Source organism: Massilia endophytica (assembly GCF_021165955.1).
In the GTDB taxonomy this organism is placed as follows: Bacteria; Pseudomonadota; Gammaproteobacteria; order Burkholderiales; family Burkholderiaceae_D; genus Rugamonas; species Rugamonas endophytica.
Map to the genome: position 1 here is coordinate 1,652,667 of NZ_CP088952.1, position 12,606 is coordinate 1,665,272.

Sequence of the window (12,606 nt, forward strand, 5' to 3'; positions counted from 1 at the left end):
AAAAATCTTCCCTGGCACCAGATTTGGACACGGGCTCAGCGCTTAATGGAGGTGGTGGCTCTTGAAGTAGCGGCGGGCGACGATGATGGCTACGGCTTGCATCGCGGCCGAGACAAAGAAGGTGGCGCCGATGCGCCAGTCGTTTGGCGGCAAATGGCTGACCTCGCCCAGCAGGAAACCGCCTACCAGCGGCATGAAGATGATGCCCACGCTGCTGATCGATTGCAAGGAGCCCATCAGCTCGCCCTGCTCGGTCGGTGGCGTGGATTTTGAAATGATGCCCTGCAGCGCCGGCCCCGCCGCGAACGCCAGCAGGTTGCAAAGGATGAGCACGTACATCATCCACCCCTGCGTCGCCAGACCGTACAGCAGGTAGGTGATGCAGCCGGAGGCCAGCCCCAGCAGGGACAGGCGCACCTCGCCAAACCATTTGATGAACTTGCCCAGCAGCCCGGCCTGCACCACCACCGACGCCACGCCCACGCAGAACATGGCCAGGCCGTTCTGCGCCGGCGTCCAGTCGAAGCGGAAGTGGGTATAGAGCACCCAGGTGCTGTGCAGCATGAGCTGCGCGCAGCTGAACAGGGCGAACACGATCACGAGGCCGCGGATGTCCTTGCGCCGCGACAGGCGGATCAGCCCCGCCAGCGGATTGACCCGCGTGAGCTTGAAGCTGCCGCGCTGCGCCTGGGGCAGGGATTCGGGCACGAAGAAGTAGCCGTAGATGCAGTTGGCCGCCGACAGCGCCGCCGCCGCGTAGAAGGGCAGGTGCAGGTTGACGCCGCCCAGCAGGCCGCCCAGCATCGGCCCGGCGATGAAGCCCAGGCCGAAGGCCGCGCCGATCTTGCCGAAGCTCTTGGCACGGTTTTCGTGGGTGGAGATGTCCGACGCATAGGCCGAGGCCACGGACATGCTGGCCGAGGAGGCGCCGCCGATCAGGCGTCCGATGAACAGGCAGGCAAGATTGGGCGCCCACGCCGTGGCCAGGAAGTTGAGGCTCATGCCCGCCATGGAGTACAGCAGCACGGGGCGGCGCCCCACGCGGTCGCTGATGGCGCCCAGCATGGGCATGAAGATGAACTGCATCAGGCCGAAGGTGGCGCCCAGGATGCCGTACCACATGGTCTGCTGGTCGCGCGCGGCGACGAACTCGCCCACCAGCAGCGGCAGCACCGGCACAATAAGGCCGATGCCGAGCATGTCGATGAAGATGCAGACGAGGATGAATTTCAGGTTGCCCGTGGGAGGCGCCGCCGTGGCGGTAACCGGGGTGCTTTCGATGCTGGAATCGCTCATGGAGTCGTGGTTCTGACGGGCAGCCCCGCCATTTCGGTTTCGTTCAATACAAACACCAGCCGCCCGTTCATGGCTTTGCTGATGCGGTTCATGGCCGGCCGCAGCGCCAGGTATTCCTGCGGCGAGCACCAGGCGCGCGGATTGTCGGACCGCACGCGGCGCGTCAGGCGGTAGCGCATGCCGTCGCGCGCATAGTGCGCGTCGAAGGAGATGCCTTCCTGCCGGATGCTGAGGTTCTTCGGCACATACAGCACGTGCATGGCGGCGGGCAGCTCGATTTCCATCTCGTCGTCCACCGTGAAGGGCTCGCACAGCGTGTCGTTGAGCCGCACCGGTTCCGTGAAGCGCGACACGATGGCATTCAGCGGCACCGGACCGCCCATGCCGGGCACGAAGGATAGCACGCCTGCCTCCGGCTGGCTGACGTAGTTGCGGATACGTTCGACGTAGCGGATGGCCAGCGCATCCGGCCGCGCCGCCGGCAGCAGCTGCAGGTCGCCATCGCCTTCGTAGCCGCCGCCCGCCATGGTGCGCTTGACCCAGTCCGCCTCGCCGCCGGGGCCAATGCTGTTGACGAACTGCCGCACCGCCACCGCGCTCTGGCCGAAGCCCGTGATCTCCGTGGTGCGCTGGGCCGATCCGTCCAGCGCCACTTTGAGCCAGACCTTGCGCTCGACCCGCATGCTGTCGGGCGAGGGCAGGGGCGTATGCTGCACGGCGCTGAAGCGGCGCGTGACCAGCACCGGCTTGCCCGCGTCGTTCTCGGGCAACAGGCCGAATGGCGTGGGCGTGTCGGTGGAGTCGAGGTAGAGCCCCAGCGAAGGAATGTAGGTGATGGCGTGGTTGAACCACATCACGGGTATCTCGGGCAGCTTGTAGTTCTCGCGGTCGGCCATCAGCAGCACGGGGGAGGCGGCTATGCCGCGCGCCGCCAGCATGGCTTCCAGCAGGGCCGCGTGGTCCTTGCAGTCGCCGTAGCGCCGCTGCAGCACCACGATGGCGTCGTTCGGCACCCAGCCGCCGTCGCCGACATAGCTCGCCACGTAGCGGATATTGTCGCGCACCCAGTCGTAGAGGCGGCGCGCCGTTTCGCGCTCGTCCTTCGTGCCAGCGGCCACTTCGTCCGCCAGGGCGCGGATTTCAGGCGTCACAGCGGCCTTGCTTTCCGCGTTCTTCTGGTAGCCGTCCGCAATGGCCTTCCAGTCCGCGAAGGTGGAGAGCATGAGGTGGGGCGTGCGCTGCCAGCTGTTGGCCACATTCGCTTCGGGGGTGACTGTGTCCTTGCTGCGGTAGGTCCAGCGCATGGTGCGCAGGCCGTCCGCGCTGCTGTCTTCGGCGAGGTGCAGGTCCTTCATCGCCACCTTCAGCGCGAGGCTGGCGGGATAGCGCACCACGATCTGGCTGTCGTCGCGGATCACGTCGCCCCGCATGAAGCTCTGGTGCGACATCCCTCCCGGCAGGTCCAGCACGTGGTGCACGATGCGGTAGCGGACGTGGATGGCGTCGCCCGCCGCCAGCTTGGGGAAAGTGATCTGCACCAGTTTCTTTTCCGGGAAGGAGATCCCACCCAGCATGCCGTCCTGGGTCTTGATGTCGGAAGGCGCCACCTTCACCGGCACGCCGTTGGCCGGAATGGTTTCCGCCTCCAGCAGTTCGAAGGTCTGCCGTCCCGCGCTGTAATGCAGGTATTGCTGGCCGAGCGCGGAGGCGCCGGATGCATCCACGGCCCGCCACAGGTAGTCCACCGTCTCTTCGTAGGTGCTGTCGGCGTTCAGTTTGATCTCGGTGCGTTCGCGCAGGGCGCGCACGTAGCCTTCGCCCGTCGCCAGCGCAGCGGGCGCCAGGGCCGCGAGCAGGAGAAGGGCGAAGAGGCGGCGCATCACGCGGCGCCCGACCATTCGGCCACGAAGCTGTCGCGGAAGGCATTCAGCGCCTTCAGCCGCTCCTCGCCCAGGCGCCGCCCGGCCGCTGTCTGCATGGTTCCGGGCAGCGTCGCCAGCTTGACGGCGATGTGATCGAGCGAATAGGCCTTGTCGTCCAGCGCACGGCCCGTGCCGAGGGGATCGTCCGGATGGGCGAGGGCGCAGCCCATGCGGCCCGCGGTATAGAACATGCGGGCCAGGCCGACGGCGCCCAGCGCATCCAGGCGGTCGGCATCCTGCACGATCTTCGCTTCAATGGTCTCTGGCTTCAAGGCGGCGGAGAAGCTGTGGGTCTCGATGGCATGGCCCACGCCTGCCAGCAGCGGGGCGGGAAAACCCTGGGCCAGGAGCTGGGTATGCGCAAGCCGGGCCGCCTGGCGCGAGGCGAGATGGCGTTCCGGATGGTTCTTCGGCAGGTTCACCAGGTCGTGGAGATAGCAGGCCGCCAGCACCACCAGCGCATCCGCTTCGGGATGCTGCTCCAGCAAGGCCTGGGCATTGCGCCATACGCGGTGCAGGTGGCTGGTATCGTGCGCGCCGTCGTCCCCCGCGGCCGCACTGGCCAGCGCAAGCAGACGCGGCTGCCAGTAGGCAAGCGTGTCGTTCATGGTTTTCCTTGGTTTCTCAGGCATTGTGGCATGAATGCCGGGTCTGCTCAAATTATCTTGGTGCAATATAACTTGGTTTGCGGTAATATTTATTCCATCGCTTTCAAGCCCTCAGGCACATCATGTCCAACGTTCAACACAGCGGCGCAGGCGCCGAATACCTCGCATTCACCCTCGGCCAGGAAGAATATGGCATCGACATCCAGAAAGTGAGTGAAATCCGCAACTACGAAGAGCCGACCCGCATTGCCAGCGCGCCGGAATTCGTGAAGGGCGTGATCAACCTGCGCGGGACCATCGTGCCCATCGTGGACATGCGCATCAAATTCAGGCTGGGGAAGGCGGAATACGGCGCTTTCACCGTAGTCATCATCCTGAACATCGGCACCCGCGTGGTGGGCATGGTGGTGGATGCGGTGTCGGACGTGACCACGCTGCAGCCGGAGCAGATCAAGGCCGCGCCGGATATGGGCTCTTCGCTGGACACCGACCATATCGTCGGCCTGGGCACCATCGACGACCGCATGCTGATCCTGGTCGATATCGACAAGCTGATGTCCAGCGCCGACATGGGCCTGCTGCTGGAAAAAATGGCTGCCTGATTACTGCGCCGCCGCGCGCTGCGACAGGCTGTCCGCCTCGCCGTTCCGGTGGCGCGGCACCCAGCGCAGCGCCACATTCCCCATTGCCGCTATCAGCGACACCGCCTTCGCGCGGTGCTCCGCCAGCACCGGCGCGCTGAATTCCTCCTCCATCAGCACATCCTGCACCACCACCTGGCTGTCTCCCGCCACCTGCAGTTCGCGCACGCCGCGTGCCGCCGCTGCCTCGAGCAGGGCGATCAGCGCCAGGTATTCGGCGTCGCTGCTGCTTCCCTGGCCCGCGCGCTCGCTGATCTCCACGTGCTCGCCAGCCGGCCCGCGCAGCACTGCGCCAATGCCAAGGCGGCCGGGATTCGGATGCGCCGAACCGTCGAACCAGCCGCGCCACGCGGTGGGCGAGGGCGCCGGTTTTTTCATCGACAGCTTCTCGGCGCGAGCCCTGGCCATCATCTGGGAACGTGGGGAATATATTGTTGACATTGTTGGTTCTTCTTGCAACACTTGCTCGGCACTTCCTGCCCATAATAACAAAGGAGATTCTTCATGCGTTCAATGCATCGTGCCCTCCGCCTGACCGCGCTGGCACTGCTGTTGCAGTCTGCATTTTTTGTCCACCCCGTAGTGGCCGCACCTGCCGCCAAGGCAAGCGCCAAAGCCCCGAAGAAGTATTCGATCGAACAATTCATGGCCACCACTTCAATCAGTGGGGCGTCCTTCAGCAACGACGAAAAGCAGGTTCTCTTCAACAGCAACGAGACCGGCATCTTCAACGTCTATACGATGCCGGTGGGCGGCGGCAAGGCGACGCCGCTGACCAAGTCGACCGTGGACAGCACCTTCGGCATCGGCTACTTCCGTAACGACGACCGCGTCCTCTTCACTCGCGACCAGGGCGGCAATGAGCAGAACCATCTTTACGTGCGCGAGCTCGATGGCAGCGAGAAGGACCTGACGCCGGGCGAGAAGCTCAAGGCCTCCTTCTTCGGCTGGCAGGAAGACGGCAATGCCTTCTTCGTGGTGACCAACGAGCGCGATCCCAAGTTCTTCGACGTCTACCGCTACGACGCGAAGAGCTATGCGCGCACGATGGTGTACAAGAACGAATCGGGCATGAACCCCTCGAAGATGAGCGGCGATGGCAAGTGGCTTACGCTGACGAAGATCAACACCACTTCCGACAACGACCTGCATCTCTATAACGTGGACACGAAGGAGAGCAGGCACATTACCCCGCACCAGGGCGCGGCCAGCTACGGCGCTTCCACCTTCGATCCTGCATCGAAGACGCTCTACTTCACTTCGAACGAAGGCAGTGAGTTCGACAGCCTGCGTACCTACGACCTGGCTACCGGCGCCATCGCGGTGCGCGAAAAGGCCGATTGGGACGTGGACGGCACCGCCTTCTCGCGCGATGGCCGCTACCGTATCACCGTCATCAATGAAGACGGCAGCACGGTGCTGCGCATCGTGGAAGGTCCGGACGAGAAGCCGCTCGCGCTGCCGAAGGTCCCGGGCGGCCAGGTGCGCGGCGCGGTATTCTCGAAGAGCAGCAAGCTGCTGGCCTTCTACGTCAATGGCGACCGTTCGCCGAACAACCTGTTCGTCTACGACCTGGGCACGAAGAAGGTGCGCCAGCTGACACAGAGCCTGAGCAAGGAGATCGATCCGAACGACCTGGTGGAGGCTGAAGTGGTGCGCTTCAAGTCCTTCGACGGCATGGTGATCCCATCCATCTTCTACAAGCCCAAGGGCGCATCAGCCGCCAGCAAGGTGCCCGCTGTGGTGTTCGTCCACGGCGGCCCTGGCGGCCAGACCACGCGCGGCTACAGCGCACAGATCCAGTACCTGGTGAACAATGGCTACGCGGTCCTCGGCATCAATAACCGCGGCAGCAGCGGCTACGGAAAAACCTTCTTCATGGCCGACGACCGCAAGCACGGCCGCGAGCCGCTATGGGACTGCGTGGAAGCGAAGACCTTCCTGGCAAGCCTGGGTTATATCGATCCGGACCGCATCGGCATCATGGGCGGCAGCTACGGCGGCTACATGACACTGGCCGCCATGGCTTTCCGCCCCGAGGCGTTCAAGGTCGGCATCGATATCTTCGGCGTGAGCAACTGGCTGCGCACGCTCGAATCCATGCCCGCCTACTGGGAAGCGCAGCGCAAGGCGCTGTACGACGAAGTGGGTGACCCGGTGAAGGACAAGGACTTCCTGGTCGCCACCTCGCCGCTGTTCCATGCATCGAACATCGTGCGTCCGCTCATGGTCATCCAGGGCAAGAACGACCCGCGCGTGATCAAGCCCGAAAGCGACGAGATTGTGGAAGCGGTCAAGAAGAACAATGTGCCGGTCGAATATGTCGTCTTCGACGATGAGGGCCACGGCTTCCGCAAGAAGAAAAACCAGGCGATCGCCAGCACGAAGATGGTCGAGTTCCTCGACAAATACCTGAAGGCCGGCTACACGAAGCAGTAAGAAAGAAAAGGGGACAGACCCAAGCGGGTCTGTCCCCGGTACCTCAGTCGACAACCGATCACAGTCGGCGCAGACGATCAGCGGCGATACGGATTCTCCGGCCGATGATCATAGCGGTTCGGCACCCCATCCCCATCCCGGTCGCGGTCATAGCGGTTCGGAATCCCGTCGCGGTCCTGGTCACGGCTGTAACCTCGGCCATAACCCCGGTCGTATCCCCGGCCATAGTGGCGGTTGTTGTCATACCGGTCATAGCGGTTCGGAATTCCGTCGTTGTCGCGGTCCCGGTCGTAACGGTTGGGAATTCCGTCATGGTCGCTGTCGCGGCGGTCCCAGCGCGAAGGCTCGTAGTACCAGCGGCCCTGGTGCCCCACCCAGCGCGGCTGGGTGTACACATAGCCGGGACGATCCATGATCCAGGTGCCGCCCACCCACACGTGGCGGTGGCCGTTCCAGCTCCAGTAGCCAGGTGCCCAGATATAGCCGTAGCGCGGCGGAGGAACCGGCTCGTAGCGCAGCGGGGGCGGCGCGTTGCCGATCACCACACTGAAGTCCACCTGCGCCATTGCGGGCAGGGGCGCGAGGGCCGCCGAGCCGGCGGCGATGAGGACTGCTGCGATAAATTTGTTCATGGTTCTCTCCTTCACCTGAAGTATGGCTTCACTATAGCAAGCACGCGTGAAGTGGAGTAACCCTGATTCAGTTTTTTACAAATGCCGTAGAAATGCTACACACGAGGACTGCCGCCTTACAGCTGCTTACAGGCTGGCGACGGCAGGCGTATGTTTTTGTTCCTCGACGAGCGACGCAACTTTTTCCGCGTGCGTCATGCGTTTTGCCGTAATGACCACGACGGGCATCTTCTGTGCGCTGGCTGCGGCGGTGCGCACCGGCTCCGGTTTCTGTGCTGCCGCATCGTAGGCGACATTGGCGGCGCAGGCGATGCCGAAGGCGGCCAGGAATACGACTTCGAAGTGTTTCAGGACGTTCATGATGTTCTCCCTCTGTGTGCGTTGGCGGTTTCGATGTTTGCACTGTATCCAAAGGCGAAATGGCCCGCCATCGGCGTGCGACGGGCCGCATTTTTGGCGGCATGAGATGCCGAAAACAGCCGGTTTTCCGGCTCCCCCGGCTATGCCTGTGCATACTCGACAACCCGCTGGGGGACCCTATGGCTGGCAGCTGGACAGCACTACCGGAACGGCTCGTGCGTGCGCTGCGCACCCGGCGGCGCACCCTGGCCGCCCCGCGCCCGCGCCGAGCCCTGTACGGGAGCGCGGCCCTCGTATTGATGGGAGCCGCCGCGGGAGGCGCCTTGCTCGCGTGGCACGCCATACGGCTGGGCGAAGCCTCGGGCAGCACCGCCAGCTCGGCGGATGAGGGCAGGGTAGCGCGGCTGTTCCAGCCGCTCGTGCCGGGCGCCGTCTTTGCCGTCCCGGACGGCGGGGCGCCCGGCGTGCGCATCCTGCCGCAGCCCTCGGGAACGGTGCTCGTGGCCCATGGGCTGCGGCCGGACCCTGTGGTGCGCGTCGACCTGTGTACCCAGCTTTCAGGCAACCGCCTTGTGCCCCTTCGTATCGGCTACCGATTCGGCGACGTGGAGCGCTGGCAGCGTGGCGCAGAAGAGAAAGGCGCTCCGCTTGGCCTGCGCAACGTGCTGCTGCTTTCGGACAGTTCCGCAAGCGCCATGCCGGAACTGGAACTCGCCGGCGTGGCGGGTCAGCTTGCACCGCTTTCGCTGCGCTGGAAGGCGCGGCCTGAGAGCGGCAGCGTGCAATGGCTGGGCGATTCGGGCGCGGCGGAGCCGGGCAGGGCGGCCATGCTGCGCCAGGGATGGCTCGCGTGGCAAGGCGCGGCGTTGCGGCTCGAACGGCGCAGGAGCGGAGCCTGTCCGCAGGCGGGCGAGCTCGTAGTGCAGATGTACCGTCCTTCCGAGCGTTCCATGGCCAGCCTGGTGGCCGCTTTTTCCCCGCATGGCGAAGCGGCCAGCGCACTGCTGCGTCCCGGCCGCTACGAGGTTCCCAGCCGGGCGCCCGCAAGCCTTGAGGACAAATCGCTTTTCGACGCCCTTCAGGCGCATGGCCTGGTCCGCATTTCAGCCAATGGCCTGGCCGAGCTGGCGCCGCAGGACTTGCCCGCGTGGCGCGCATCCTCCGGCGAGGCCCGTGTGCCAGGCCTGGATGGTTGGCAGGGCGCGGTGCTCGATGACGAAGGGCGCAAACTGCTCAAGCGCCTCTACCAGCAGGCGGACGGCGACTATGTGCGCCAACAGGCGGATATCTACAACAGCGAGCGCCAGCTGCTTGCATGGCGGCTGAAGGATGGCAGCGATGCGGTCTTCAGCGCCGCTGGCGCGGCGGGTCCCCTGCCGCAGACCGCGGCCATGCCCGCATCCTCCGCGCGCCTCTTCGACAGCCTGCCGCATGGCTGGCAGCCCTGGTCCCGCGTGGCGCGCTGGCCGTCGGCGGCCGGCGATGGCGCCACCCTGACGCTGTCGCTGCCCCAGGCGGCATCGGGCAAGGAAACGCTGCGCATGCTCCTGATCGGCCGTGTGGGCGCAGCCCACGGCGCCGCAGTGAGCACCCAGCCTGCGTGCACGGGACGTGCGTGCGGCAGCGCTGGCGACGTGCAGGCCCTCGTGCTGAATCCCCACCCCGGCGTGCGCGAGATCACGCTTTCCGTTGCGCCGCTCGACGCAGCAGGCATGCTGCGGCCGGAGGACTACCGGTATCGCCACCTTGTCAATGCGGGCGGCAGGCTCATATGGCAGGCGCTTCCCGATACGCTCCGCCAGCCTGCCGCTGCATCGCCCGCGGCCGTTCCCGTGCTGCTGCATGACCGGAACGGAACGCTGCTGTGGTCCGCCGGTGCGCCCACGCGGCAGGCCCAGGATGCGGGACTCTCGGCCATGCTCGGCCTGAACGAGGAACATGCGAACAGCATTGCGGGCATGCTGGCGCGCGCAGGCATGAATGCCGGAGGCTCCAGCAGTGCCCAGCTCACCATCGACCTTCCCTTGCAGGCGCTCAGCCAGCAGATTCTCGACTGCCTTGCCATGCGGCGCGGCCGCTGGACCGGTACGGCCTGCACAGGCGGCAGCGCGCCGCCAGAAGGCAGGCATGCAGGCTTCGTGCTGCTTGACGCCGAGAACGGCGATATCCTCGCGGCGGCAGGCGCCGGAAGCGGCAGGGCCAGCGCCGCCAGCTGGGCCGAGCTGCGCGATTTCGACCGGGCCAATCCTGCCCGCAGCCCCCTGCGTCTTCCAGCACTGCAGCATGACGGCGGCGCCCACCAGAGCCCCGGATCGACGTTCAAGGTAGTGAGCGCACTGGGCCTGGAAATGGCTGCGCGTTCGGACCGCCAGCTGGACAGCCTGCTGGACGGCTTGCCGCTGGCGCGCATCAACGCCGTGGCGCGCGGACGGGGTTTTGCATTCGATACGGCGGCGCCCATCTATCCCGCGACGGCAAAGCAGGTCCACATCACGAACTACCGCGAGCAGAGTCTGGACCGGCGTGCGCAGGAAGGGCGCCTCGGCCTGGCGCAGGCGCTCACCTACAGCCTCAATACCTGGTTTGCGTGGTCGGCCGAACTGAGCGACCGCAGCCTGTTCGGCCAGCCCACGGGCGGCGTTCCGGCCGTGCAGCCGCTGGAGGCGGGGGCGCTGGAGGAAGTGCGTCCCATTGTGGCGGCCGCACGGCTGCTTGGCTTCGAACAGCCGCTGCGCCTGGATGCAGGCCTGCTGCCGCCGGACTTCGCCTGGTCCGCCTACGACGCCTTGCAGGGCACTCCGGCCCATTTCGATCCCATTCACAGCCGCCACGAACTGCGGCAAATGAGCATCGGCCTGCGCATGCAGTCCACCCCCCTGCAGATGGCGCTTGCGTCGGCGGCCATCGGCGAAGGCGCCACCGTCACCCCCCGCCTGCTTCTGACGCTGAATGGGCGGCAGGCCGAAACCGGGACCGGCACACGGCTTCCGGTGCGCCTGGACCGTATCCGCGCAGGCATGAAGGGTGTGGTGGACCGCGGCACGGCGGCGGGAGCCTTCGGCGGCCCGGCGCTGGCCGCGCTGCGCCCCGGCCTGTACGGGAAGACCGGAACGGCGCCCGTCACCGAGCAGGCCGCAACTGTATGGTTCACCGGCTGGCTGGAGCCCGGAATGCTCCCTGGCCAGCGCCACCGCCTCGCTTTCGCGGCCTTCGCCAGCCATTCTGACGCAAGCGGCGGCGAACACGCTGCGCCGGTAGTGGCCGCAGTGCTGGCTGCCCTGGCCCGCCAGAACGGAGAACAGAGGGGGAAATAGGCTTGTATACCGGACAATGGGCGGTCCGCCAACGTGGCATGATAGACAAACAAGCGTCGGCAGCCATCCGGCTCCGGCGTGACACTTCGTCAACAGGAACGTATGCGGCTGCCAGGAACCCGCTATCAGGAGCACGGCTGGGAACAGGTGCGCAAGCTGCTAGGGCAGTGCTCCTTGCACGCCTTCAGGCAGGGCGACCTGGGGGTGGCGCTCGCCGGTCCTTCCTCTGAACTCCTGGACTGGTACATCGAAACCCTGTCCGCCGAACTGCATGCCGCTGCCCGCCTTGCGCGAGGCGAGCAGCCCTGCAACAGCTACGGCGACAGCGCGGCGCAGCTTTCCATCAGCCTCCTGTTCGAACTGCAGGTTCAGCCATCCTACTGGGATGCCTTCGTGGCCGCCGTGCGGACGGAGCATGCGAAGCAGCCTGCCTTCTGGAGCAGTGCGGCCGGTGAAGGCATGCTGCGAAAGAAGGTCAACGACATGTTTGCCACCCTGCGCGACAAGGTCGATGCCGACAACTACCAGGCCGCAACCGGCAAACCCTGCTCGCCGAACCGCATCTATACCTACCGCATGCTGGACACGGCATATCATGGGCTCGCGCAGATCTTCGCCAACTGGGAACACAATGTGGAGCAGGTCGGGGAGATTCTCGGGCGCGAGGTGCAAGGCACGCCGATCGAAGTGCGGCAGATGCGCAGCATCGCCGACTGCAAGCCGGAGTGGATCATCAACTGGAGTGCATCGCTGGAACGTTTTGAGGGCGCTCCAGGGCCGCTGCATACGAAGTCCAAGCGTTTCGCCAGCCTGAAGAACAGTCCGGACAAGATCGGCGCCATGTTGCGCGAGATCGGCGAGTACGAAGCCCTTTCGGCGAATCACGACGTGGCGGACTGGCAGCAGGACAAGGATGAAGCGGCGCTTTGGCTGGAAGACTTCTGGCGCGTGGCATCGGAGGCGGTGGAGCGCGAATCTCCCGACCGCATCCTCACGCCGCCCGAAGAGGACGACGAGGCGGAGGAAGAGGCTGACGACCTTCCGCGCGGCGCGCCGGTGGATGACGCCACGCGTGCCGTGGCCGAGGCGCGCGCTGCCTCGCTTTCACTGCCCCTCCGCTATATGGAAATGGCTGCTGCCGCCCAGGACTGCAGCAGCTGGACAGCGCGGGTGCTGAGGAACGTGTCGCTGCCCATCCGCCTGGCGGTCTATCACAAGCTTCTCGGGCCCGTGGACGACAGCTACCCGGACGCATGGCTGGACCCTGAAACGGGCGAACTGCCCACCGTGCAGCAACTGGCCGCATTGGACGGCATCTCCGCGCCCACGCTGCGCAAGCGCCGCGATGAAGCGATAGCGCTGCTGCACGCGGCACAGCGGACCTGAACGTAAAG

The 12,606-nt window shown here is 65.6% G+C and carries 10 protein-coding genes; 4 read left to right on the forward strand and 6 right to left on the reverse strand.

The genetic code is table 11. The features are described from left to right. Positions 1-42: 42 nt before the first annotated feature. From LSQ66_RS07480 to LSQ66_RS07490, 3 genes are read right to left on the reverse strand one after another with little or no spacing between them, the layout of a single operon-like run. Positions 43-1,296, reverse strand: a complete 1,254-nt coding sequence (locus LSQ66_RS07480; RefSeq protein WP_231769162.1) for an MFS transporter — start codon at positions 1,294-1,296, stop codon at positions 43-45. Then, a complete protein-coding gene (locus tag LSQ66_RS07485) occupies positions 1,293-3,194 on the reverse strand; it encodes a DUF3857 domain-containing transglutaminase family protein (protein ID WP_231769163.1) in 1,902 nt (633 codons plus the stop codon). The genes LSQ66_RS07480 and LSQ66_RS07485 overlap by 4 nt, the downstream gene beginning before the upstream one ends. Beyond that, a complete protein-coding gene (locus LSQ66_RS07490) occupies positions 3,176-3,826 on the reverse strand; it encodes an HD domain-containing protein (RefSeq protein ID WP_231769164.1) in 651 nt (216 codons plus the stop codon). The genes LSQ66_RS07485 and LSQ66_RS07490 overlap by 19 nt, the downstream gene beginning before the upstream one ends. A 122-nt stretch (positions 3,827-3,948) precedes the next feature. Between LSQ66_RS07490 and LSQ66_RS07495 the strand changes: the two genes are divergently transcribed. Further along, the gene (locus LSQ66_RS07495) at positions 3,949-4,428 is read left to right on the forward strand and encodes a chemotaxis protein CheW (protein WP_231769165.1); all 480 of its coding nucleotides are present in this window, start codon (positions 3,949-3,951) and stop codon (positions 4,426-4,428) included. Here LSQ66_RS07495 and LSQ66_RS07500 read toward each other — a convergent pair whose 3' ends face one another. Beyond that, on the reverse strand, positions 4,429-4,845 hold the full coding sequence (locus tag LSQ66_RS07500) for a ribonuclease HI family protein (protein ID WP_231769166.1): 417 nt from the start codon (positions 4,843-4,845) through the stop codon (positions 4,429-4,431). It lies immediately after the preceding gene. 126 nt (positions 4,846-4,971) lie between these two features. On the opposite strand from LSQ66_RS07500, the gene LSQ66_RS07505 reads away from it, so the two are divergent. Next, entirely contained in the window at positions 4,972-6,906 is a 1,935-nt protein-coding gene (locus LSQ66_RS07505) for a S9 family peptidase (protein WP_231769167.1), read from the forward strand. A gap of 77 nt (positions 6,907-6,983) precedes the next feature. Here LSQ66_RS07505 and LSQ66_RS07510 read toward each other — a convergent pair whose 3' ends face one another. Both LSQ66_RS07510 and LSQ66_RS07515 read right to left on the reverse strand, forming a co-directional pair. Then, entirely contained in the window at positions 6,984-7,538 is a 555-nt protein-coding gene (locus LSQ66_RS07510; RefSeq protein WP_231769168.1) for a YXWGXW repeat-containing protein, read from the reverse strand. Positions 7,539-7,664: 126 nt separating this feature from the next. Beyond that, positions 7,665-7,898 (reverse strand): hypothetical protein, encoded by a 234-nt coding sequence (locus LSQ66_RS07515; protein ID WP_231769169.1) that lies wholly within the window; start codon positions 7,896-7,898, stop codon positions 7,665-7,667. Between the two features lie 215 nt (positions 7,899-8,113). Here LSQ66_RS07515 and LSQ66_RS07520 point away from each other — a divergent pair, with 215 nt between their 5' ends. Both LSQ66_RS07520 and LSQ66_RS07525 read left to right on the forward strand, forming a co-directional pair. Further along, a complete protein-coding gene (locus tag LSQ66_RS07520) occupies positions 8,114-11,212 on the forward strand; it encodes a penicillin-binding transpeptidase domain-containing protein (protein ID WP_231769170.1) in 3,099 nt (1,032 codons plus the stop codon). Between the two features lie 102 nt (positions 11,213-11,314). Continuing rightward, a complete protein-coding gene (locus LSQ66_RS07525) occupies positions 11,315-12,598 on the forward strand; it encodes a hypothetical protein (protein ID WP_231769171.1) in 1,284 nt (427 codons plus the stop codon). Positions 12,599-12,606 lie beyond the last annotated feature (8 nt).